This is a genomic window from Streptomyces sp. CBMA123 (assembly GCF_014596465.1).
In the GTDB taxonomy this organism is placed as follows: domain Bacteria; phylum Actinomycetota; class Actinomycetes; order Streptomycetales; family Streptomycetaceae; genus Kitasatospora.
In genome coordinates this window covers 1-23,164 of record NZ_MECK01000609.1, presented here as the reverse complement: position 1 = coordinate 23,164, position 23,164 = coordinate 1, and the positions used below count along the sequence as shown (strand labels likewise).

General features: G+C 73.5%; 21 protein-coding genes. 15 read left to right on the top strand and 6 right to left on the bottom strand.

The window, feature by feature from the left end:
* The first annotated feature begins 11 nt into the window (after positions 1-11).
* The 5 genes from BG452_RS38990 (at position 12) to BG452_RS38970 (ending at position 5,624) form a co-directional block, all read left to right on the top strand.
* A complete protein-coding gene (locus BG452_RS38990; RefSeq protein ID WP_188309077.1) occupies positions 12-995 on the top strand; it encodes a hypothetical protein in 984 nt (327 codons plus the stop codon).
* Positions 992-2,260, top strand: coding sequence for a sensor histidine kinase (locus BG452_RS38985; RefSeq protein ID WP_188309076.1), 1,269 nt, complete (start codon positions 992-994; stop codon positions 2,258-2,260). The genes BG452_RS38990 and BG452_RS38985 overlap by 4 nt, the downstream gene beginning before the upstream one ends.
* On the top strand, positions 2,257-2,943 hold the full coding sequence (locus tag BG452_RS38980; protein ID WP_188309075.1) for a response regulator: 687 nt from the start codon (positions 2,257-2,259) through the stop codon (positions 2,941-2,943). The genes BG452_RS38985 and BG452_RS38980 overlap by 4 nt, the downstream gene beginning before the upstream one ends.
* Positions 2,944-3,083: 140 nt before the next feature.
* Positions 3,084-3,725 carry a Pr6Pr family membrane protein gene (locus BG452_RS38975; protein WP_188309074.1) on the top strand — a complete coding sequence of 214 codons (642 nt, stop codon included), beginning with the start codon at positions 3,084-3,086 and terminating at the stop codon, positions 3,723-3,725.
* A 426-nt stretch (positions 3,726-4,151) separates the two neighbouring features.
* Entirely contained in the window at positions 4,152-5,624 is a 1,473-nt protein-coding gene (locus BG452_RS38970; protein WP_223243380.1) for a S41 family peptidase, read from the top strand.
* Between the two features lie 76 nt (positions 5,625-5,700).
* Here BG452_RS38970 and BG452_RS38965 read toward each other — a convergent pair whose 3' ends face one another.
* Complete coding sequence (locus BG452_RS38965; protein WP_188309073.1) at positions 5,701-7,308, bottom strand: ABC-F family ATP-binding cassette domain-containing protein; 1,608 nt, start codon at positions 7,306-7,308, stop codon at positions 5,701-5,703.
* Between the two features lie 492 nt (positions 7,309-7,800).
* On the opposite strand from BG452_RS38965, the gene BG452_RS38960 reads away from it, so the two are divergent.
* The 4 genes from BG452_RS38960 to BG452_RS38945 all read left to right on the top strand — a co-directional run bounded on the left by BG452_RS38960 (position 7,801) and on the right by BG452_RS38945 (position 12,310).
* Positions 7,801-9,018: a trypsin-like serine peptidase gene (locus BG452_RS38960; RefSeq protein ID WP_188309072.1), complete on the top strand. Its 1,218-nt coding sequence runs from the start codon at positions 7,801-7,803 to the stop codon at positions 9,016-9,018.
* A 128-nt stretch (positions 9,019-9,146) separates the two neighbouring features.
* Positions 9,147-10,784 carry an ABC-F family ATP-binding cassette domain-containing protein gene (locus tag BG452_RS38955; RefSeq protein ID WP_188309071.1) on the top strand — a complete coding sequence of 546 codons (1,638 nt, stop codon included), beginning with the start codon at positions 9,147-9,149 and terminating at the stop codon, positions 10,782-10,784.
* 93 nt (positions 10,785-10,877) lie between these two features.
* Complete coding sequence (locus BG452_RS38950) at positions 10,878-11,552, top strand: nitroreductase family protein (RefSeq protein ID WP_188309070.1); 675 nt, start codon at positions 10,878-10,880, stop codon at positions 11,550-11,552.
* Positions 11,553-11,674: 122 nt separating this feature from the next.
* Positions 11,675-12,310, top strand: coding sequence for a GNAT family N-acetyltransferase (locus tag BG452_RS38945; RefSeq protein ID WP_188309069.1), 636 nt, complete (start codon positions 11,675-11,677; stop codon positions 12,308-12,310).
* A gap of 75 nt (positions 12,311-12,385) precedes the next feature.
* Here the strand turns inward: BG452_RS38945 and BG452_RS38940 are convergent, their stop codons facing one another.
* Positions 12,386-13,345 (bottom strand): aldo/keto reductase, encoded by a 960-nt coding sequence (locus tag BG452_RS38940; protein ID WP_188309068.1) that lies wholly within the window; start codon positions 13,343-13,345, stop codon positions 12,386-12,388.
* A 446-nt stretch (positions 13,346-13,791) separates the two neighbouring features.
* On the opposite strand from BG452_RS38940, the gene BG452_RS38935 reads away from it, so the two are divergent.
* The 4 genes from BG452_RS38935 (at position 13,792) to BG452_RS38920 (ending at position 17,902) form a co-directional block, all read left to right on the top strand.
* On the top strand, positions 13,792-14,403 hold the full coding sequence (locus tag BG452_RS38935) for a choice-of-anchor C family protein (RefSeq protein WP_188309067.1): 612 nt from the start codon (positions 13,792-13,794) through the stop codon (positions 14,401-14,403).
* Between the two features lie 215 nt (positions 14,404-14,618).
* Positions 14,619-16,127, top strand: a complete 1,509-nt coding sequence (locus tag BG452_RS38930) for a carbohydrate binding domain-containing protein (protein WP_188309066.1) — start codon at positions 14,619-14,621, stop codon at positions 16,125-16,127.
* An 82-nt stretch (positions 16,128-16,209) separates the two neighbouring features.
* The gene (locus BG452_RS38925; RefSeq protein ID WP_188309065.1) at positions 16,210-16,401 is read left to right on the top strand and encodes a hypothetical protein; all 192 of its coding nucleotides are present in this window, start codon (positions 16,210-16,212) and stop codon (positions 16,399-16,401) included.
* A gap of 94 nt (positions 16,402-16,495) precedes the next feature.
* Positions 16,496-17,902: an SDR family oxidoreductase gene (locus tag BG452_RS38920; protein WP_188309064.1), complete on the top strand. Its 1,407-nt coding sequence runs from the start codon at positions 16,496-16,498 to the stop codon at positions 17,900-17,902.
* A gap of 194 nt (positions 17,903-18,096) precedes the next feature.
* Here the strand turns inward: BG452_RS38920 and BG452_RS38915 are convergent, their stop codons facing one another.
* A complete protein-coding gene (locus BG452_RS38915; RefSeq protein ID WP_223243379.1) occupies positions 18,097-18,840 on the bottom strand; it encodes an SDR family oxidoreductase in 744 nt (247 codons plus the stop codon).
* Positions 18,841-18,952: 112 nt separating this feature from the next.
* Here BG452_RS38915 and BG452_RS38910 point away from each other — a divergent pair, with 112 nt between their 5' ends.
* Positions 18,953-19,594 carry a TetR/AcrR family transcriptional regulator gene (locus BG452_RS38910; RefSeq protein ID WP_188309063.1) on the top strand — a complete coding sequence of 214 codons (642 nt, stop codon included), beginning with the start codon at positions 18,953-18,955 and terminating at the stop codon, positions 19,592-19,594.
* Between the two features lie 16 nt (positions 19,595-19,610).
* Here BG452_RS38910 and BG452_RS38905 read toward each other — a convergent pair whose 3' ends face one another.
* The gene (locus BG452_RS38905; RefSeq protein WP_188309062.1) at positions 19,611-20,201 is read right to left on the bottom strand and encodes a TetR/AcrR family transcriptional regulator; all 591 of its coding nucleotides are present in this window, start codon (positions 20,199-20,201) and stop codon (positions 19,611-19,613) included.
* A gap of 111 nt (positions 20,202-20,312) precedes the next feature.
* Here BG452_RS38905 and BG452_RS38900 point away from each other — a divergent pair, with 111 nt between their 5' ends.
* A complete protein-coding gene (locus BG452_RS38900; protein WP_188309061.1) occupies positions 20,313-21,317 on the top strand; it encodes a hypothetical protein in 1,005 nt (334 codons plus the stop codon).
* A gap of 98 nt (positions 21,318-21,415) precedes the next feature.
* Here the strand turns inward: BG452_RS38900 and BG452_RS38895 are convergent, their stop codons facing one another.
* Together BG452_RS38895 and BG452_RS38890 are read right to left on the bottom strand one after the other, a co-directional pair.
* A complete protein-coding gene (locus BG452_RS38895) occupies positions 21,416-21,934 on the bottom strand; it encodes a hypothetical protein (protein ID WP_188309060.1) in 519 nt (172 codons plus the stop codon).
* 147 nt (positions 21,935-22,081) lie between these two features.
* A complete protein-coding gene (locus BG452_RS38890) occupies positions 22,082-23,068 on the bottom strand; it encodes a serine hydrolase domain-containing protein (protein WP_317621432.1) in 987 nt (328 codons plus the stop codon).
* Positions 23,069-23,164 lie beyond the last annotated feature (96 nt).

Below are 23,164 nucleotides of genomic sequence, written 5' to 3'. Positions count from 1 at the left end.
AACGTGGGGGCATGAGGCGCGGAGAAGACGTGGTGCGGGGGGTGGCGGCCGGGATCGCGATGGCCGCCACGGCGCCCTACCTGACCCTGAAACTACTGTGGTTGGCCGGCTCCCACGTGGGCACGCGCGACCCGAAGGCGCTGGACGGCCTGTGGGCGGTCAACCTGCTCACCGTCGGCATGGACGCGGTCGCGCTGCTGCTCCCGCTCGCCTTCCTGCGGCCGTGGGGGCGGCGGGCTCCGGCCGGGCTGGTGGCGTTCCCGATGTGGGTGGCGAGCGGGTTGCTGGGGACGGTCATGGTGGTGGTTCCGCTGGACGTGCTCGGCTCGCTGCTGCTCGGGCCGGAGCACCGGACGCCGGCGCAGCAGGCCGACGACGGCCTGGCGGGGTGGGTGTACGCCGTGGTCTACGGCGGCTTCGGGGTGCAGGGCGCCGCGCTGTTCACCGCGTTCGCGCTCTACGCCCGCCGACGCTGGGCGGGCCTGCTGCGCGGCCGGATCGGCGACCTGCCCGACTCCCCCACCGGCGGGGTGCAGCGGGCGTTCGCCGGGGTGGCCGCGCTGGTCGCGCTGGGGGTCGCGGCGGCCCGGGCGTACTGGGCGGCGGGCGGGACGACGGGACTGCCGCTGCGCCTGGCCGAGGAGTACTCCCGGTCGATGGCGACGATGGACGCGGCGACCGCCGTCACGGCGGTCGCCGCGGCACTGGCGCTGCTGGTGCTGGTGTTCCGGATCGGGCCGCGGCGGCGGCTGCGGGTGCCGCTGCTGGTGGCCTGGACGGGCGCGGGCTCGCTGTTCGGCTGGGGCGGTTTCCTGCTGGTGGCGTTCGGCACGTCGACGGCGGTGCCGGACCTGCCACGGGCGGTGCCGGGGTTCATGGCCCTGGTGGAGGCCGGGCAGTTCACGGCCGGGGTGCTGATGCTGGCCGCGGGCGCGGTGGCCCTGACCGCATGGGGGACCGGGCCCGGCGCCGCTGACGTAGAGTCGCCCGAATGAGGACGGGGGGCGGCCGGATCCGGCGGGTGGGAGCGGCGCTGGTCGGGCGGCGGGCCCGGCTGCGCTGGGTGCATCTGGTGCTGGGCGGCGCGCTGCTGACGCCGTACTACCTGTTGTCGGTGGTGGGGCTCGGGGCGCTCAACCCCAACCAGGGGCACGCGCGCCAACTGCTGCTGGAGCTGCTGGCGCTGTTCACCTCGCTGCCGATGGCCGCGGTCACCGCGCTGGTGCCGACGGTGCGCGGGCTGGAGGGCGCGGCCGCCCGGGCGCTGTGCGCGGTGGCGCGGCCGGAGGAACTGGCCACCGGGCCGTCCCGGTCCTGGGCGGCCCGTCGGCGCACCGCGCTCTTCTTCGTGCTGCACCTGTTCTCCGGCGGGGTGGTCGCCGGGATGACGCTGGCCGGGGCGCCGTTCGCGGTGGTGCTGCTGTTCGGCCTCATCGGGTCCGGGGAGCTCGCCGGCTACTGGACGGATCGTTTCCCCGGCTGGATGTTCACCGGCCCGGCGCTGGGCCTGGCCGTGCTGCTGCTGATCGTCGGGAGCAGTGCCGCCTGCGGTGCGCTGCTGGCCCGCTGGGCGCCCGTCCTGCTCGGGCCGACCCCGGAGGAGCGGCTGGCCGCCGCCGAACGCCGCGCCACCGTGCTGGCCCAGCGCAACCGGCTGGCCCGCGAGTTGCACGACTCGGTCGGGCACGCGCTCAGCGCCGTCGGCATCCAGGCCTCGGCGGCGGCCCGGGTGCTGCGCACCGACCCGGACTTCGCGGCCGAGGCGCTGCGGGCGATCGAGGAGACCGCGCGCGGGGCGGTCGCCGAACTGGACACCGTGCTCGGGCTGTTGCGCGAGGAGGAGGACAGCGGCACCGTCCCGGCCGGGCCGACGCTGGCCGGGCTGGACGACCTGCTGCGCCAACTCGCCCGCACCGGCGTGACGGTGGACGCCGAGCTGGCGCCCGGCCTGGGCGCGCTGCCCGCCGAGGTCTCCCGGGAGGCGTACCGGATCGTGCAGGAGGGCCTGACCAACGTGCTGCGGCACGCCGGGGCCGCCCCGGCCGGGCTGCGGGTCCGGCTCGACGCGGGCCGGCTGGAGATCGAACTGACCAACCCGCTGGGCCCGTCCCGCCCGAGCCGCCCCGGCGGCGGGCGCGGGCTGCGCGGGATCGGGGAACGGGCGACGGCCCTGCGCGGCGGGAGCGCGGTGGGGCCGAGCGCGGACGGGACGACGTGGCGGCTGGCCGTCTGGCTGCCGGTGGGAGGGACTGCGGGATGAGCACGGAACGTACGGAGAGCACGGGCATCCGGGTGGTGATCGCGGACGACGAGCGGCTGGTCCGGATGGGCCTGCGGGTGGTGATCGACGCCGAACCGGACCTCTTCGTGGTCGGCGAGGCCTCCGACGGCGCCGAGGTCGTCCCGCTGGTGCGCGAACTGCGCCCGGACGTGGTGCTGATGGACGTCCGGATGCCCGGCATCGACGGGATCCGGGCCACCGAGCAGCTGGTCGGCGGGATGGCCGAGCCGCCGAGGATCCTGGTGGTCACCACCTTCGAGCACGACGACCACGTGTACGACGCGCTGCGCGCGGGCGCGGCCGGGTTCCTGCTGAAGCGGGCGCGGGCGGAGGAGATGGTCCAGGCGGTGCGGCTGGTCGCGCGCGGGGACTCGCTGCTGTTCCCGGCCGCGGTGCGCGAACTCGCGCTGCGGCACGGCGCGGACGGCCGGCGGGGCACCGCCGCGGACCGGGGGCCGATCGGCCGGCTGACCGAACGGGAGGGTCAGGTACTGCGGTTGATGGCCACCGGGCTCAACAACGGGGAGATCGCCCGGCAGTTGGTGGTGAGCCAGGAGACGGTGAAGACCCATGTCGGCAGTGTGCTGGCCAAGTTGGGTGCCCGGGACCGCACTCAGGCGGTGATCGCGGCCTATGAGTCGGGGTTCGTACTGCCGGGCTGATTCGGCGGTGGCGGGAGGGTTGGGAGGGGCGGGAGGGAATCGCACACGGGTTCCATGCCGCCACCCCCACGGAGTAGAGTGCAATATTCCGCTGATCTGTCCGATACCTCCCGTATCGCCTGGAACGAACTGGTGACCGCATGACCGTCCGGACCCGTCCCGCGCTGTGGTGGCGCATGGGCATCGTGCTCTCGGCGGGCCTCGGCCTGTCCCTCGGGACCGCCTCGCTGGTGTACTTCACGGTGCAGAGCAACGTCATCGTGCTCGGCTACTTCATCGGCGCGGTGTACTGGATGGTCAAGCGCGACACCGTGGACGCCCCCGCGCCCCGGCTGCGCGGGGCGGCGACGCTGTACATCCTGATCACCGGGCTGGTCTCGCACATCCTGCTCCAGCACGGCGCCAGCCCACTGCCCGGACTCGTCAGCGGGCCGGACCGGCTGGCGAACTGGTCCTCCTTCTTCCTGCACTACGTCACACCGGTGATGGTGCTGGTGGACTGGCTGGTGCTGAAGCCGCGCAACGCGGCGGCCTGGAAGGACATACCGCTCTGGCTGGCCTTCCCGCTCGGCTACGCGGCGCTCGTGCTCGCCCGCAACGCGCTGTTCGACGACTTCCCCACGCCCTACCCGTACTTCTTCTTCGACCCGACCAGCAAGGGCTACGGCTACGTCTGGGGCCAAATCGCCCAGCTGACGGTCGAGTTCGTCCTGCTCGGCGCCGCCGTCGTCGGGCTGGACCGGCTGGGCACCCGGATAGCCGCGAAGCTCGCCCGCGCATAGTCGACGCCCTCCCCGGCCGCGTGCGGCAGGATCGCGCCCTCGGCCGCTCACCGAGCCCCTCCCCCGCGCCTCACCCGGCGAGCTCGTGCGGTGAGCTCGTGCGGTGAGCTCGTGCGGTGAGCTCGTGCTCAATGTCCTCGATGTCGAGCGCAGGCAAGGCGCCGATGGCACGGCAGCGCACGGCGGTCGGAAGCGGCGCGACGGATTTCCACCCGCCGTCAAAACGGTTTGCCGTCCATCCCTCCCGAGGCTGTTCGGCCGGGCCGGCGAGTGGACCCACAGGAGGGTACGACGGCGACGCGTCGGATGACGCCCGGGCGGGGCCCGCGGCCGTAGCGTCGGTCGCGCGGCGGCGGAGGGGTTCCGCAGGGGGAGGCCGGGATTCGGCGGAGGCCGAAGATGAAGCAGAGTCGGCGGAGGCCGGAAATGACGCACAGGGGTATCGGCAGGGCGGTGGCCGCGACGGTCGTGACGGCGGTGCTGGCGACGACCGTCGCCGTGGCGGCGCCGGGAGCGGCCTCGGCGGAGGGGGCGGCCGGGGCACCGGGGCAGAACCGGGCGCAGGCCCAGGGGCGGCAGGGCGGTCCCCTGGAGGGGGTCTGGCGGATGGACGGCTACGGCACGGTGGTCTCCATCGACGGGGGTCGGCTGACCACCTACGACGTGACCGCGCACAGCTGCGTGCCCGGCTGGGTCACCGCGACGCAGGCCGGCCCGCCCGGGCCGGACGGCACCGTCCGCTACGTCATGGGCAACAACGCGGTGGCCCTCACCCCGAAGGGCCGGAACCGGGCCGTCGACCGCGAGGAGGGCGGGGTCGGCACCAAGGACCTGAACCGGATCCCCGCACTGCCACCGCTGTGCACGACCCCGGCGCCGAACGACCCGCTCGCGGTCTTCGACCGGTTCTGGGAGGACTTCGAGGAGAACTACCCCTTCTTCGCGGCCAAGGGGATCGACTGGCACGCCGTCCGGGACGAGCAGCGGCGCCGGATCACCCCGGCGACGACCACCGAGCAGTTGCAGGACGTCCTCGTCGACATGCTCCGGCCGCTCGGCGACGCCCACACCGGGCTGGCGCGGATCGTCGACGGGCAGCCGACACCGGTGTTCGGCGGACGGCGGCCCGGCTCGACGGTGCGCACCAAGGAGCTGACCACCCGGGCCGGACAGGCCGTCGCCGCCCAGCTCACCGGCCCGGAGCAGCTCTTCGCGGGCGGGAAGCTCGGCGTGGGCCGGCTCCCCGACGACGTCGGCTACCTGCGGGTGGGCAGCTTCGACGGCTACACCGACGGCGACTACCGCAGCCAGGTCGCCGAGCTGGACCGGGCCCTCGACGCCCTGCTCGCCGACCCGGACCGGCTCAGCGGCCTGGTGGTCGACGTCCGGCTGAACGGCGGCGGCTCGGACGCGCTCGGGCTGCACATCGCCGCCCGGCTCACCGACCGCCCGTACCTCGCCTACCGGAAGGTGGCGCGCGACGACCCGGCCGACCCGACGAGGTTCACCCGGCCGGTGCCGGTCCCCGTGCAGCCCTCGGACGGCGAGCACTTCACCGGGCCGGTGGCCCTGCTCACGTCCTCGATCTCGGCCAGCGCGGCGGAGACCTTCGCCCAGGCCCTGATGGGGCGGTCCCCGCACGTGACCCGGATCGGCGAGAACACCCAGGGCGTCTACTCCGACGTCCTGATCAAGCCCCTCTCACCGGACTTCGCGGTGGTGCTGCCGAACGAGGAGTACCTCACCCGGGACGGCACCACCTTCGACGGCCCGGGCATCACGCCGGACCTCCGGACCCCGGTGTACAGCCCCGAGGAGCTGGCCGCGCTCAAGGACTCCGCCCTGAGCACGGCCCGCCGGGTGCTCGCCGAGGACGCCCGGGGCGAGGACGAGCGGTAGCGAGGACGGACGGTAGGGCATGTCCGACTCGCCCTACGGGTCCGACACGCCCTACGGGTCCGACTCGCCTCGGCCGCTACATCGGGTCCACCGCCCTCAGCTCGCCGTCCAGCTCCAGCCACCTGGTCAGGCCCAGGCCGCGCAGGAACGGCAGGTCGTGGCTGACCACCACCAGCGCGCCCTGGTAGGCGGCCAGTGCCTGGGTGAGCTGGCGGACGCTGGCGAGGTCCAGGTTGTTGGTCGGCTCGTCGAGCAGCAGTAGCTGCGGCGGCGGGTCGGCCAGCAGCAGGGCGGCCAGCGTCGCCCGGAACCGCTCTCCACCGGAGAGGGTGCCGGCCGGCTGGTCGGCCCGGCCGCCGCGGAACAGGAAGCGGGCCAGCCGGGCGCGGACGGCGTTGTCCCCGGCACCAGGGGCGAACCGCTTGACGTTCTCGGCGACCGTCAGCCCGTCGTCCAGCAGGTCGAGCCGCTGCGGCAGGTGGCGCAGCGGCACCTGGATGGTGACCATGCCCTCCAGCGGGGCGAGTTCGCCCGCCATGGTGCGCAGCAGCGTGGTCTTGCCGGAGCCGTTGCGCCCGACCAGGGCGATCCGCTCGGGGCCGCGCAGGTCGAGGTCGACGGTGCCGCCGGTGGGCAGCCCGACCTTCTGCAGGGTGAGCACGGTGCGCCCGGCCGGCACGGCGGTGCGCGGCAGGTCGATCCGGATCTCGGCGTCGTCGCGCACCGCCTCCTCGGCGACGGTGAGCCGCGCCTTGGCCTCCTCCAGGCGCTCGGTGTGCATGCCGGTGAGCCGGCCCGCCGTCTCCTGGCCCTTGCGTTTGAGCATCCCGGCGAAGATGTGCGGGTCGTTGCGGGTGACCGAGCGCTTCTTGCCGTAACTGGCGCTGCGGTCCAGCCTGGTGCGGGCGTCGACCAAGTCCCGCTTCTGGCGCTGGACATCGGCCTCGGCGTTGCGCAGCAGCCGCTCGGCCGTCTCCTGCTGGGCCGTGAGGGTGCGCTCGTACTCGGCGAAGTTGCCGCCGTACCAGGTGACTCCGCCGTCCCGCAGGTCGGCGATCTGGTCGACGTGCCCGAGCAGCTCGCGGTCGTGGCTGACGATCACCATGACGCCCTGCCAGCCGGCCACCGTCTCGTAGAGCCGCTCGCGGGCGGCCCGGTCGAGGTTGTTGGTGGGCTCGTCGAGCAGCAGCACGTCGGGGCGGCGCAGCAGCAGGGCGGCGAGCCGCAGCAACACCGCCTCGCCGCCGGAGAGTTCGCCGGTGGTGCGGTCGAGGCCGAGGCTGTGCAGGCCGAGCCGGTCGAGGGTGGCACGGGCGCGCTCCTCGACGTCCCAGTCGTCACCGACGGCGTCGAAGTGCCGCTGGTCGGTGTCGCCGGACTCGATGGCGTGCAGGGCCTCGCGGGCGGCCCGGATGCCGAGCGCCTCGTCGACCCGCACGCCGGTGTCGAGCGTGAGGCCCTGCGGCAGGTAGCCGAGTTCGCCCGCGACCCGGACGGTGCCGCCGGTGGGGGTGAGTTCGCCGGCGATCAGCCGCAGCAGGGTGGACTTACCGGCGCCGTTCAGGCCGATCAGTCCGGTGCGGCCGGGGCCGACGGCGAGGTGGAAGCCGTCCAGGACGGGCTTGCCGTCGGGCCACTCGAACGCGAGGTCGGTACAGAGGACGGCGGTGGTGGGTTGTGCCATGCAAGGCCTCCCGGGTGGTTGCTGAAGGGGTGATGAGCAACACGGGGAGACACCGCGGGTGCGGAACCGGTACGGCCGAACGACAGGACGGCGGCGCTACGAGGCGCCACGGGGCCGTGACTGAGGTCGCACACTCGCACACCACGCGGCAAGCAGGGCCTGCGTGGCGGGGGCGGTGTCCCGGGACCTCAGTAGAGCAACGGCCTTCTCCTTGTCTGGCGGATGACACGGACCACGCTAGGCACCCCGGCGAACGCGTGCAACCGCTTTTCCGGGCCCGCACGGAGCGCCCGTCGGAGCCTGCCGGAGGCCCCGACGGAGGCCCCGTGCCGATCCCGTGCCGATCCGGTGACAGCCCCGTCCCGGCCGGGGCCAGGTGTAAGGAGTTCCTTATCCGCATGGCAGACTCCTCACCTGCCATACCTGCGACCCCGGGGGCCGTACCCGGGGGAACGGGCCGTATGGCGGTAGTCAACAGGGGGATTTGAACTCATGTCACCGATATCCCGGCCGAGCCGTGCCGTGCTGGGCGCTTCCGTCGCCGTGCTGACCATGGTGGCCGCCACCGGTTGCGGGCCGGACAACAGCGACCCGGCCGGTGCCCAGAGCGCCGCGCCGTCGGTCGCGGCCAGTGCCTCCGGGAAGCCGGGCGCGGCTCCGATCAAGCTGCCGACGGTCGAAGAGCTGAAGACCTGGAAGCTCGAGGACTGGGACAAGTGGGCCCAGGCCAACGTGATCACCCCGGCGGCCAAGGGCTACTGGACCCTGCAGAAGCTGCTGAACGCCAAGCCGAAGCCGCTGCCGCAGGCGCCGAGCCAGAGCCCCTCGCAGGCGCCGGCCCAGCCGACCGCGCAGCCGACCGGCGCGGCCCCGGCCCAGCCCACCGCCGCGCAGCCGCCGACCGGCCCGGACCAGCTGCCCTCGGTGGTCGCGGCGAAGCCGGTGGCGCACCCGTTCCCGAAGAACATGCACGTCAACGGCAAGATCTTCTTCAAGGACGGCAACGACGACTACGTGTGCTCCGGCACCGTCGTCTCCGACCCGGCCAACCCGGGCAAGAGCAACCTGGTGTGGACCGCGAGCCACTGCCTGCACGGCGGCAAGGGCAACAAGTACTACACCGACATCACCTTCGCCCCGGCCTTCAACAGCAACGGCGTGCTGAGCAACGGCAACAAGCAGAAGTCCAAGCTGGACGACGCCGAGCCGTACGGCGAGTGGGGCGCGACCGCCGGCATGGTCTCCCCGCAGTGGACCCAGGAGGCCGACCCGGAGCACGGCGGCCCGTGGAGCCAGTACGACTTCGGCATCATCAAGGTCGCCAACCCGGACCCGAACGGCAAGTCGCTGGAGGAGACCGTCGGCGGCTCGGTGCCGCTGTGGTTCAACGCCCCGCGCGACCAGCTCTCCTCCGTCGCCAACTACGGCTTCCCGGAGGCCAAGCCCTTCGACGGCGTCGAGCTGGAGCACTGCGACGGCGGCAAGCCGGCCGCCAAGCCCGGTGACCCGAGCCGTCCGGCGATGCTGATGATCGGCTGCAACATGACCGGCGGCAGCAGCGGCGGCGGCTGGTACGCCACCAAGGACGGCAAGCCGGCCCTGGTCAGCGACACCTCCGTCGGCAACGGCGCCAACACCTACGAGGCCGGCCCCTACCTGGAGGACGTCGCGGCGCACATGTTCGACTACTTCTCCAAGAAGGCCAAGTGACCCGCTGAGCAGGACTCCGGCGGTGCCGCGGCACTGATCGACGAGCGGCCCGGGGGTCGCGGCCACCACGGCCGCGGCCCCCGGGCCTTTCCGGCTCGGGGCCCGCTCCTCCTACAATCGGCCCCATCATGAGCGCCACACTCGTAGTCAAGGACCTCAGCGCCGGCCACGGCGAACGCACCCTCTTCTCCGGCCTGGACCTGGTCGTCGCCCCCGGCGACGTGGTCGGCCTGGTCGGCGTGAACGGCGCCGGCAAGTCGACCCTGCTGCGGCTGCTGGCCGGCCTGGACACCCCCGAGGGCGGCTCGCTGCGGCTCAGCCCGGCGAGCGCCAACGTCGGCCACCTGCCGCAGGAGCCCGACCGCCGCGAGGGCGAGTCGGTGCGCGACTTCCTGGCCCGGCGCACCGGCGTGGCCGCCGCCCAGGCCGCGCTGGACGAGGCCACCGAGGGCCTGGTCGAGGGCCGTCCGGGCGCCGACGACGCGTACGCGGCGAGCCTGGACCGCTGGCTGGACCTCGGCGGCGCCGACCTGGAGGAGCGGGCCGAGGAGGTGGCCGACTCGCTCGGCCTGAAGGTCTCCCTCGACCTGCCGATGACGGCGCTCTCCGGCGGCCAGGCCGCCCGCGCGGGCCTGGCCTCGCTGCTGCTCTCCCGCTACGACGTTTTCCTGCTGGACGAGCCCACCAACGACCTCGACCTGGACGGCCTGGAGCGGCTGGAGTCCTTCGTCAAGGGCCTGCGCGCCGGCACCGTGCTGATCAGCCACGACCGCGAGTTCCTGGCCCGCACCGTGACCAAGGTGCTGGAGCTGGACCTGCACCAGCAGCAGGTCAACCTGTACGGCGGCGGCTACGAGGCGTACCTGGAGGAGCGGGCGGTGGCCCGCCGGCACGCCCGCGAGGAGTACGAGGACTACGCCGACACCAAGGCCTCGCTGGAGGCCCGGGCGCAGATGCAGCGCAACTGGATGGAGCACGGCGTCCGCAACGCCCGCCGCAAGGGCAGCGACAACGACAAGAAGGCCCGCGCGACCCGCGCCGAGTCCACCGAGAAGCAGGCCTCCAAGGCCCGGCAGACCCAGCGGATGATCGAGCGGCTGGACACGGTCGACGAGCCGCGCAAGGAGTGGGAGCTGCGGATGGAGATCGCCGCCGCGCCGCGCTCCGGCTCGGTGGTGGCCACCCTGCGCGCCGCCGTCGCCAAGCGCGGGGACTTCGCCTTCGGCCCGGTGGACCTGCAGATCGACTGGGCGGACCGGGTCGCGATCACCGGGGCCAACGGCGCCGGCAAGTCCACGCTGCTGGCGGCCCTGCTCGGCCGGCTCGAACTCGACTCCGGCAGCGCGGTGCTGGGCTCCGGGGTGGTGGTCGGCGAGGTGGACCAGGCACGCGGATCGTTCCTGGGCGGGGAGCCGCTGGCGGACGCCTTCGCGGCCGCCGTACCGGAGCTCACCGAGGAGGAGGTGCGCACCCTGCTGGCCAAGTTCGGCCTCAAGGCGGTGCACGTGCTGCGCCCGGCGGGCACCCTCTCCCCCGGCGAGCGCACCCGGGCCGCGCTGGCGCTGCTGCAGGCGCGCGGGGTCAACCTGCTGGTGCTGGACGAGCCCACCAACCACCTGGACCTGCCGGCGATCGAGCAGTTGGAGGCGGCGCTCGGCTCGTACACCGGCACCCTGCTGCTGGTCACCCACGACCGGCGGATGCTGGACACGGTGACGGTGAACCGTCGGATCGAGGTCCGGGACGGACGGGTGCACGAGCGGTAGGCCACCCGTCGGACTCGATCGGCCGCTCCCGGAATTGGTCTCTACCTCTTCCCGGAGCGGCCGTCATGTGCTGTGCTGTCGGCCATGGTTGACATGGTTGACAGCGCAGTGGCGGGGACGCCCCACCCGACCGTCCCGCTCATCCCGATGACGGTGCCGGCCCACCAGGCCGAGGCCCGCGGCAAGGCCTTCCACGACGTGATGGCGCAGCGCCGGACCGTCCGCGACTACACCACCCGACCGATCCCGGACGGGGTGATCGAGTGGGCCGTGCGCACCGCGAACACCGCGCCCAGCGGCGCCCACGTCCAGCCCTGGCGGTTCGTGGTGATCACCGACCCGGAGCGCAAGCGGCGGCTGCGCGAGGCGGCCGAGGCCGAGGAGCGCGAGTTCTACGGGCACCGGGCGTCCGAGGAGTGGCTGGCCGCGCTGGCACCGATCGGCACCGACTGGCGCAAGCCGTTCCTGGAGGACGCGCCGGCCGTGATCGTGGTCTTCGAGGTCCACAAGGGCCCCAGCTCGCCGCGCCCGTACTACACCAAGGAGTCGGTGGGGATCGCGGTCGGGCTGCTGCTGGCCTCGCTGCACCAGGCCGGGCTGGCGACGCTGACCCACACCCCCAGCCCGATGCGCTTCCTCAACGAGGTGTGCGACCGCCCGGCGGAGGAGCGCGCCGCCTATGTGATCCCGGTCGGCTACCCGGCCGAGGGGGCGCGCGTGCCGGACCTGCGGCGCAAGGAGCTCGACGAGGTGATGATCCGGCTCTGACGCGCCGGGGCGCACCGGGGACGACCGGCCAGGCGCGCCGGTCCGCACCCGCCGGACGGAGGGTCCCCGGATGCGCCTCCGTCCGGATGTGGCAGGTCCGGGCCAAGGACATAATCGCCGCCATGAGCCCAGCACCGTCGCAGTCCTGCGAGCGCGCCCGGCCGCGGTTCCGCGAGCCCGCCCGGGCGGCGCCGGAGGTGACCGCCGGGCGGCCGCCCGAGCTGTTGCGGCTGCCCGGCGGCCTCTCCCTGCACCGTCGCCGCAGCACCCACGCACCGGCCCTGAACCGGGCCGTGTGCGCCAACCTGGAGCACCTGCGGCCCTGGCTGGAGTGGGCCGCCGAGGCCCCCAGCCGGGCCCGGACCGCCGAGCAGACCCGGGCCGGCACCGCCGCCTGGGAGGCCGGGACGGACTTCATGTACCTCGCCGAGCTGGACGCGGCGCCCGGCCGGGTGGTCGCGGCCCTCGGGCTGCACGGGCGGATCGGCCCGGGCGCGCTGGAGATCGGCTACTGGGTCGCCGCCCGGCACGTCGGCCGCGGCATCGCCACCGCGGCGGCCGGGGCGCTGACCGAGGCCGCGCTGGCACTGCCCGGGATCGCCCGGCTGGAGATCCGCTGCGACCAGGCGAACGGCGCCAGCGCGGCCGTCCCGCGCAAGCTCGGCTACCGGCTGGACCGGGTCGCCGAGGCTGCCGTCCGGGCGCCGGGCGAGACCGGGCGGCAGCTGGTGTGGGTCATGGAGCGCCGGGGGCACTGACCCCCGGCGGCCCAGCAGCTCAGCGGCCCGACGGCCCGGCGGCTCAGCGGCTCGACGGCTCGGCGGCTCGGCGGGTCAGTAGTAGCGCCCGCCCTCCGCGGCCGGCAGCGCGTCCAGCTCGGCCAGGTCGGCCGTCGAGAGCTCGACGCCGGCCGCGCCCGCGTTGTCCAGCAGGTAGCGCGGCGTCTTGGTGCCCGGGATCGGGAAGACGTACCGGCCCTGCGCCAGCACCCAGGCCAGCGCGACCTGCGCGGGCGAGGCGCCGATCCGCTCGGCGACCGTCCTGACCCGCCCGACCAGCTCCAGGTTGGCCTGCAGCGCGTCCTGCTGGAAGCGCGGCAGCCGGCGGCGGAAGTCGTCCTCGGGCAGCTCGTCGAGGGAGGTGATGCTGCCGGTCAGGAAGCCCCGGCCGAGCGGCGAGTACGGCAGGAACGCGATGCCCTGCTCCTCGGTGTACGGCAGCACCTCGGCCAGCGCGTCCCTGGTCCACAGCGACAGCTCGGACTGCACCGAGGCCACCGGGTGCACGGCCTGCGCCCGCCGGATCTCCTCGACGCCCACCTCGGAGAGCCCGATCCGGCGGACCTTGCCGGCCTGGACGGTCTCGGCGAGCGCGCCCCAGGTCTCCTCGATCGGGACGGCCGGGTCGACCCGGTGCAGCTGGTAGAGGTCGAGGTGGTCGGTGCCGAGGCGGCGCAGGCTGTCGTCGATCGAGCGCCGCACGTGCTCCGGGCTGCCGTCGCGGGCCGCGTCCTGGCCGCTGCCGCCGGGGACCATGCCGACCTTGGTGGCCAGGAAGGCGCGCTCGCGGTGGGGGCCGGCCAGCGCCGCGCCGACCACCTCCTCGTTGGTGTAGGGGCCGTACATGTCGGCGGTGTCGATCAGGGTGACGCCGAGGTCCAGCGCCTGGCGGATCACGCCGACGGACTTCTCGTCGTCCCGGCTGCCGACGTCGTAGGCGAAGGTCATCCCCATGCAGCCGAGGCCGATGACGCCGACCTCCGGGCCGTTGCTGCCGAACGGGGCGTTGCGCATGACGGTGCTCCTGTCTGGTTTCCGGCTGGTCCCGCGGCGGGCCGGTGCCCGCGATCGATCATCACTGACGCTCGGTCAATTCCGGTTCCGGTCCGGCCGTTTCCGGCCGGTCCCGGCCTCGTCGCCGAAGGATCGCCGGACGGTTCGTATGGTCATCGGTCCACCGTGGAGGTGCGGACGGGGCGCGCGCCTCCAGGTTCACCACCGGGCTCCCGCACCAGGCCGTCAGCCCCGGACGTTCGCCCCCGGACGGCCCGCCGGGCGCCTGCGGACCTCGCCCCGCCAAACCGGCGCGCGGGAGCCCACCCGCGGGCGTTCCGCACCACCGGGCGCCGCCCGTCCGGTCTTGGCACGGCTCGCCGCGACGGTCGACGCTCTGTTCGCGACCGATCAACTCGGCCGCAGCGGAAGTGACCGAAAACGTCACGCAACTCGGGGAGGAACCCATGTCGCTCTCGCGTACCCGCACCGCCGCGCTCGCCCTGGCCGTCGCCGCCGCCACCACGCTGACCACCGCCGGCCTCGCTGCCCCGGCCCAGGCGGCCGGCCACCGCGCGCTCAGCCGCTTCGACGACGGCAGCTTCGAGTCCCCCAAGGTCCCGGCGGGCAACTTCACCGAACTGAACGCCGGCCAGAGCATCGGCCCGTGGCAGATCACCGGCGGCAGCGTCGACCTGATCGGCGCGGGCTTCTGGCAGGCCGCCGAGGGCGACCAGTCCATCGACCTCAACGGCGCCGACTCCGGCACCATCGCCCAGACCTTCACCACCGTCCCCGGCACCACCTACTCGGTGACCTACGCCCTGGCCGGCAACCCCGGCGGCGGGCCGGCCGTGCGCACCGGGAAGGCGCTCATCGACGGGCAGGACTTCCAGGACTTCAGCTTCGACGTCACCGGCAAGACCAGGGCCGCGATGGGCTACGTGGGGCGGCAGTTCAGCTTCGTCGCGTACAACTCCTCGACCACGCTGACCTTCCAGAGCACGGTGGGCGGTGCGTTCGGGCCGGTGCTCGACAACGTCCAGGTGAAGGAGTGCAAGCCCTGTTGCGGGAGCTGATCCGCTGATCGGCGGGCCTCCTTAAACCCGCCCTAAAACCTGCCCTCGGAAGGCTTCCGGAAGCCGGGAAGTGCTTGACGTGCACAGCTGGTCTAGTCCAGTTTGATCCTCAGCACCGCGCTCCTCCCCGCACCGGACCAGCCCCCATGCTGCCGCCCGCCCCGCGTCTCCCCCCTTCGCGGCGCGGGCGGCCCCACGTCCCGAGAGGCACCCCCATGCCCAGCGCGCTCCAGCACACCCCCACCCACCGCCGCCCCGCCGGCCGGACCACACTGCTGAGCCTCGCCGCCGCCACCGTGCTCGCCGCCGGCGGCCTCGCCGCCCTCGCCGGGAACGCCGGCGCCGCCGACGCCGACCTGCTCGCCAACGGCGGGTTCGAGAGCGGCGCGCTCGACCCGTGGAGCTGTTCCGCCGCCACCGGCGGCATCGTCAACTCCGGTGCGCGCAGCGGAACGTACGCGCTCAAGGGCGCGGTCAGCGCGAGCGACACCGCGCAGTGCGGCCAGACCGTGAGCGTCCAGCCCAACACCACCTACCACCTCAGCGCCTGGGTGCAGGGCCAGTACGTCTACCTCGGCGTCACCGGCAACGGCGTCACCGACCCCGCCGTGTGGACCCCCGGCGGCTCCAACTGGCAGCAGCTGTCCGCCGGTTTCACCACCGGCCCGAGCACCACCAGCGTCACCGTCTACCTGCACGGCTGGTACGGGCAGGGCGCCTACCTCGCCGACGACGTCACCCTCACCGGCCCCGGCGGCGGCCCGACCACCCCGCCGACCGGCACCCCGACCGGAACGCCCACCGGCACGCCCACCGGCGGCCCGACCACCCCGCCGCCGAACGTCACGCTCCCGGTCGCCCCGTACATCGACATGGGCGCCTGGCCCACCCCGTCCATGCCCGACATGGCCAAGGCCGGCGGCGTCAAGGGCTACAGCATGGGCTTCGTCACCGGCGTCGGCTGCAAGGCCAGCTGGTTCAACGCCTACGACCCGCGCAGCGGCTGGGCCAAGGACCAGGTCGACGCGCTGCGCGCGGCCGGCGGCGACGTCAAGCTCTCCTTCGGCGGCGCCAGCGGCACCGAACTCGCCGCCGCCTGCACCTCGGTGGACTCGCTGTTCAACGAGTACGACGCGGTCGTCAACGCCTACAACCTGCGCTACGTCGACTACGACATCGAGGGCGCGGCCATCGCCGACACCGCCTCCAACGACCGCCGCTCCGCCGCCCTCGCCAAGCTCCAGCAGGCCCACCCCGGCCTCAAGGTCTCGCTCACCCTGCCCGTCCTGCCCGAGGGCCTGACCAGCGAGGGCGTCGCCATCGTCAAGTCCGCCCGGGACGCCGGGGTGAACCTCGACCTGGTCAACGTCATGGCGATGGACTACTACCGCTCCGGCAGCGACTACGGCAACGCCGCCGTCCAGGCCGCGCAGGCCACCTTCGGCCAGCTCAAGGCGCTCTACCCGGCGAAGACCGACGCCCAGCTGTGGGCCATGGTCGGCGTCACCCCGATGATCGGCGAGAACGACGACCACCAGATCTACAACCAGTCCGCCGCCCAGCAGTTGGTGACCTTCGCCAAGCAGAACCACCTCGGCCTGATCGCCTTCTGGGACGCCACCCGGGACGCCAACGCCTGCACCGGCGGCTCGCTGGCCAAGTGCACCAACATCCCGCAGCAGCCGTACGAGTTCGCGAAGATCTTCAGCCAGTACGCGGGCTGACGCCACGGCGGACCGGGGTGCCGGCGGACCGGGAGGCCGCCGGCACCCCGGCACAGGTGGCGCGCGCCCGTGGAGCGCGTGGGTGCGGACCGTTCGCCTGGAGCCGCCGATCTTCCCGCGTTCGGCCGTCGACCCGCTCCCGGACGACTTCGGCTGCATCATCCGGCTGAACGACCAGCCCCGCTTCGCCGGTGACGAGCAGGAGCTCAACGGCTTCGGCCCGCACCAGCTGGACGGCCGCCGGGCCGGCTCGCTCACCACCGACTGCGGCTGAGCCCCCCGGCCGGTACGCCGGAGGAAATTGGCATCTCATCCTCCCGGGCCGTCAACTACAGTCCCTCCCACCTGCAAGGAGCGAGGGAGCGGACATGACGGTCCGGGACGACCACCACCAGCTGACCATCAACACCGTGACCAGCGAAGCCGCCTGCGCAGCGGGCCTCACCCCCGAGGAACTCAGCGCGTTCAGCCGCACCCTCGGCCGGCTGCGCGCCCTCCCCTCCCAGGACCGCACCCGGCTGGTCGCCGAACGGCAGCTCAGCTCCTTCGTGATGGAGAGCCGCAAGCGCCGCCGCCAGGAGGCCAAGGAGGCCGTCCGGCAGACCGACGCCGCGCTGCTCGCCGCCACCGCGACCGGCGCCAGGCACCGCCGCGAGGACACACCGCTCGCCCCGGCCCCCGGCGGGCCGGTCGGCGACCTGCTCGTCCCGCGCAAGTGCTACGTCTGCAAACAGGCCTACCGCCAGGTCGACGGCTTCTACCACTCGCTCTGCCCGGACTGCGCGACCGACAACACCGCCCGCCGAGCCCTCGGCACCGACCTGCGCGGACGCCGGGCGCTGCTCACCGGCGGGCGGGTGAAGATCGGCTTCCAGCTCGCACTCATGCTGCTGCGGGACGGCGCCGAGCTGATCCTCACCAGCCGCTTCCCACAGGACACCGTCCGCCGCTTCCGCGCCGTCGAGGGCAGCGAGCAGTGGTGGGAGCGGCTGACCGTGGTCGGCATCGACCTCCGTGACCCGCGCCAAGTCCTCGGCCTGACCGAGCAGTTGCGCACGGACGGACGGCCGCTGGACATCCTGGTCAACAACGCCGCGCAGACCCTGCGCCGCCCGCCGGAGTCCTACGCCCTGCTGGCGGCCGGGGAGTCCACCGCCCTGCCCGGCGCCGACCGCCGGGCCGTCACCCACGCACCCGGGTTCCGTCCGCTCACCGACCTCGCCCAACTGCCCTCGGGCGCAGGCTCCCTGCTGGACCTCACCGACGAGGCCGGCCTGCTGCCCGACCTCGCGCCCGCCAACTCATGGTCCACCACGCTCGGTTCGCTCGACCCGGCGGAGGTGCTGGAGACCCAGCTGGTCAACGCCCTGGCGCCGGCCCTGCTCTGCGACCGGCTGCTGCCGCTGCTGCTCGCCTCCCCGCACCCCGCCCGCTACATCGTCAACGTCACGGCGGTGGAGGGCCGGTTCGCCGTCCGCAACAAGACGGCGCGCCACCCCCACACCAACATGGCCAAGGCCGCGCTCAACATGCTCACCCGCACCAGCGCCGCCGAACTCGCCCCGCAGGGCGTCCACATGTGCGCCGTCGACACCGGCTGGATCACCGACGAGAATCCGGCACCCAAGAAGACCCGGATCGCCGCCCGGGGCTTCCGCACCCCGCTGGACATCGTCGACGGCGCCGCCCGGGTCTACGACCCGATCGTCCGCGGCGAGGCCGGGCACCCGGTGTCGGGGGTGTTCCTCAAGGACTACCGGGTGGCGGAGTGGTGACGCCTCGGGTGTCGTGACGCCCGGCCCAGGGTTCGTGGGAGCCGAGGCCGCCCACCTGCCCGACGCCACGACGCCGCGATGCTGCGACGGACGGCCCGGCCCGGGAGTGCTCCCGGGCCGGGCCGTCCGCGTATGGGGGCAGGGAGTGGCCTGCGACCGATCGGCCAACGACCAGTGAGTCAGCGACCAGTGGGTCAGCGGCCGGTGGGGAGGTTGGCACCGCCGGTGCAGTCGAGCACCACGCCGGTGACGAAGGTGTTGGCGGCGAACATGTGGATCGCGCGGGCGACGTCCTCGGGGCGGCCCACCCGGCCGGCCGGGGTGGTGGCGGCCAGGCCGTCGAAGAGGGCGGTGCGCTGTTCGGTGGGGACGCGGTCCCACCACGGGGTGTCGATGACGCCGGGCGAGACGGCATTGATCCGCAGCGGGGCGAGTTCGACGGCCAGCGGCGGGACCATCGCCTCCAGGGCGCCGTTGATCGCGGCCAGTCCGGCGGTGCCGGGGAAAGCGGCGCGGGCCGAGGCGGCGGTGATCAGGGTGACCGAGCCGTCCTTGCGCAGGTGCGGCAGGGCCGCCTGGAGCACCCGGACCTGCGGCCAGAACTTGGCGTCGAAGCCGTGGGCGAGGTCGGCGAGGTCCAGTTGGGCGAACGGGCCGCTGCCGGCCGCGCCGCTGACCGCGACGACCAGGTGGTCGACGGTGCCGGCCTCGGTGAAGAAGGCGGCAAGCGCGGCCGGGTCGGTCGCGTCGAGCCGGGCACCGCTGGTCTTGCCGCCGATCCGGGCGACGGCGGCGTCCAGCTTCTCGCGGTCGCGGCCGGTGATCACGACCTCGGCACCGTCCGCCGCGAAGGCGGTGGCGGTGGCCTCGCCGATGCCCGAGCTGCCGCCCATGACGACGACGTGCTGTCCGGCGAAGAGGTTCGATGCAGTGCTCATGGTGTTGCCTTTCCGGCTGGTACGAGAACTTGTCGAGACCGGCAGTTCCGGTAATGATGATTGTCGAGACTGCTAGTCTTGTCAAGCGGGGACAGGGAGAAAGGGACCCACGATGAACGACGCCGAAGACCTCCAGGCCGACCCGGCCGACCCGGCCACGCGCCCGCACACCGGCCGCCGGCGCAACGAGGCCGCCCACCGGGCGATCCTGGACGCGGCACTGCACCTGCTCGCCGACTCCGACGGCACGCCCGTCACCATCGACGCCATCGCCCGCACGGCCGGCGTCGGCAAGCAGACCGTCTACCGCTGGTGGCCCTCCAAGGGCGCCGTCCTGCTGGACGCCCTCACCGACCGCGCCGGCCAGGACGTCTCCGACCACTCGGACACCGGCGCCCTGCGCACCGACCTGCGCGCCTTCATCGGGACCACCTTCGACGCGGCCCAGCGCGGCACCACCGCATCCGCGCTGCGCACCGTCGTCCGCGAGGCCGCCCGCGACCCGCACCTGGCCGACCTGATGCAGACCTTCACCGCCACCCGGCGCACCGCGCTGCACGAACTCCTCACCCGCGGCCGCGAGCGCGGCGAACTGGCCGACGACGCCGACCTGGACCTGATCACGGACCAGGTCTACGGGGTGTTCTGGTACCGCTTCCTGCTCGGCCACGGCCCGCTGGACGCGGCCGTCGCCGAGCGACTGGCCGACACCCTGGTCACCGGGAACGCCTCACCGGGACCGACCGAGGACTGAGCCCCCCTTTTCTGCCCTAGCCGGCCGCCCCCCGGCGCCGCACCAGCGGCAGGTACACCTCGTCCACGATCTCCACCAGCACGTCGTCCGGCGCGCTCGGCACCCCGCGCACCACGAACTCGTTGCGCAGCAGCACCACCGCCACCGTCGCCACCCGGGGGTGCAACACCTCGGGCGCCGCCTCGCCGCGGGCGACGGCCCGGCCCAGCACGGTGAGCCAGGGGGCGGCCGCGGCGTCGCCGGACTGGTCCTGCAGCTGTGCCAGGAACTCCGTCGCGCCGCCCGCCGCGGCCAGCAGTTCGCGCAGCACGCCGCCCAGCGGGGAGCTCCAGTGCCGGTTCGCCTGGCGCAGCAACTCCAGGGCATCGCCGCGCAGTTCACCGGTGTCGGGGAGCGGGGCGGCCTTGGCGAGCTGCTTGTAGCCGGCGATGCCGAGGGCGAGGCGGTTCGGCCAGCGCCGGTAGATGGCGTTCTTGTTGGTGCCCGCGCGGGCGGCGACCTTGTCCATGGTCAGCCCGGCGAACCCGGACTCGGTGAGCTCCGCGACCGCCGCGTGCAGGATCGCCTCCTCCAGCGCCGCCCCGCGCCGCCGTGTCTGCCCGGCCATGGTCCCGTCCTCTCCTGTGTGCCGCCCCATCCTTCTTGCCATCCTGCGGCCACGGCAACTACGGTACTGCCAGTACCGTAAAGTTCCGATCCGCCATCGAAGGCAGGGGCCATGCGCGCCAAGGGAATCAGTTACGACACCGGCTTCGTCAGGGACGGGGCCTGCTCCCGCAAGCGGTTCGACCCGGAGCTCGTCGAACGGGAGTTGCGCATCATTCGGGACGAACTGCACTGCACCGCCGTCCGGATCATGGGCGGCGACCCGGACCGGATCGAGCTCGCCGCCGGGTACGCCGCCGAGCTGGGCTTGGAAATCTGGTACTCACCGTACCCTCTGGAGCTGGACGAGGAGGCGATCCTGGAGCTGTTCGCCGACTGCGCCGAGCGCGCGGAACGGCTGCGGCGGAACGGGGCCGAGGTGGTGTTCCTCGCCGGCGCCGAGCTGAGCCTGATGAACCCGGGCTTCCTGCCCGGTGACAGCACGGACGAACGGGTCGCGCTGCTCGCCCGGCCGGAGGCGGTGCGCGAGCACCTCGGCGCGGTCAGCACCAAGGTCAACGCCTTCCTCCGTACGGCCGTGGCCACCATCCGCGCGCACTTCACCGGGCCGGTCAGCTATGCCGCCGTCCCGCTGGAGCGGGTCGACTGGACGCCCTTCGACCTGGTCTCCCTCGACCTGTACCGGGATGCCTCGACCGCCGAGCGCTTCGCCGACGGCGTCCGCGAGCTGACCGCCCAGGGCAAGCCGGTCGCCGTCACCGAGTTCGGCTCCGCCACCTACCGCGGCGCGGGCGACCGGGGCGCCCTCGGCCTGGAGGTCGTCGAGTACGACGCCGAGGGCCCGGTGCGCCTCAACGGCCGCTACGAACGTGACGAGCCCGGCCAGGCCGGGTACCTGCGCGAGCTGCTGGAGGCCTTCGACGCCGGCGGCATCGACGCCTCATTCGTCTTCACCTTCGCCCTGTACGACTTCGTCCACCGCCCCGACGGCGACCCACGCGAGGACCTCGACCTCGCCAGCTACGGCCTGGTCAAGGTGTACGAGGACCGTCCCGGCCTGCCCTGGGAGCCGAAGGAGGCCTTCGCGGCCGTCGGCGAGTACTACCGGACCCACTGAGCAGCCGGCGGCGCGGGAAGTCGGCCGGTCCGACTTCCCGCGTCCGGTGCGGTTCAGGCAGTTCAAGCGGTACAGGCGGTTCAGGCGGTACAGGCGGTTCAAGCCGTACGACGGCGGTAGTACGCGATACCGAGGACGATGGTGATCGGTCCCCAGAGCATCGCCGGGCCGATGCAGGCCCGGGCCAGCGCCTCCCACCACCCGCTGCTGAAGCCGACCTCGTCCAGGACCCCGATCCAGGCGAGCGGCTGGAGCCCGAAGAGGCCGAACAGCACCAGCCCGCCCAGCAGCGTGCCGAGGAGCGGCCCGATCGGCGGCACCCGGCGGCCCCGCAGGACCGGCACCCAGCGGGGGAACACCTCGCCCCAGCCGCTGACCAGCCCCAGGGTGAGCAGCGCCAGAGCCTCGGTGACCAGGCTCAGCCCGAACACGTACGGGGTGGCCCACCAGGTGAGGGGCGGGCGGCTCGACTCGACCGTGCCCATCTCGAAGCCGAAGGCGAACGGAAGCCGCCACAGGCAGTGCGGCAGGAGGACGAGCGGCAGGGCTTTGGCTAGGCGCAGGGCCCACGCGGGGACGGGGCGTTCGGTGTCACCGACCGGGATGTTCATCAGCATGCGTCCACCGTCGCGGACACCACCCCGCCGCCGCCTCCACCCCGCGGCCCGACCCCCTCCCCCGCGAGAGCCAACTGCGGCTCGCCGCAAGGGAGGAGGAGACGCGGCCCCGGCTCCGCCCCGGTCCGACTTGACGTCGAGGACGCGTCAGACCACCGAGCTCAGACCGAAGGAGGCGGCCACCAGCCCGAGGACGTACGGCATCTCGTCACCGTTCAGGGCGGTCGGGTCGACGGAGTACACGACCTTGCGGGAGAGGTCGCGGGTGGCGAAGACGCCGCTGGTGGAGCCGGGGCGGGAGCCGGTCTTGCCCCAGGCCGTGATGCCGTGGGACTCCAGGCGCTCCAGGCCCATGCTCATGCACGCCTTGCCGTCCGGGCAGTGGCCGCCGTGGGCGGCGACGGGCACGTCGGGGACGGTGAACAGCTTCTCCTGCTCGGCGGCGGGGAGCAGGCGACCGCGGAACAGCGCGGTCATGAAGCGGTCCAGGTCGGCGGCGCTGGAGATCATGCCGCCCTCGGCCCAGGGCCAGGGGCTCTGCTCGGTCACGTCCGCGCGGTGGGTGCCGCCGTCGGCGTCGGGGACGGTCAGGTAGGGGTGGGTGGCGGGGTGCCGCAGCTCGGGGTCGTCGCCGTCCGGGAGGGCGGTGTCATGCAGGCCGAGCGGTCGGATGATCCGATCGCGCAACTCGTCGGCGAAGCTGCGGCCGGTGACTTTCTCGACGATCAGCCCGGCGACGAAGGTGTTCATGCCGTTGTACTGCTGCTCGGTGCCAGGCTGGAAGCCCAGCGGGGCACCCTGCATGGTGGCGATGACCTGCTCGGGGGTGAACGAGTCGAGGCGGTGGGCCTCGAACCAGGTGGTGGTGCCGTCGCCCCAGGGCGCGTTGGAGCCGTTGGGCAGTCCGCTGGTGTGGTTCAGCAGCTGGCCGACCGTGACCCCCTCGTAGGGGAAGTCCGGCAGGTACTGCCGTACGGTGCCGTCCAGGTCGATCCGGCCCTCGGCGGCGAGCTGGAGGACGACGGTGGTGGTGAAGACCTTCGAGACCGACCCGATCCGGAACCTGCCGTGCGGGTCCACCGCCATGCCGTCCTCGGCCGAACTGCCCTCGAACCGCCCGCTGGAGCCGGTGATCCGGACGAAGGCGGCGGAGACGGGGGGGGCGTTGTGTGGGGGGGGGGCGGGGGGGGGGGGGCGGGGGGGCGCGTGGGGGCGGGGGGTTTGGGGGCT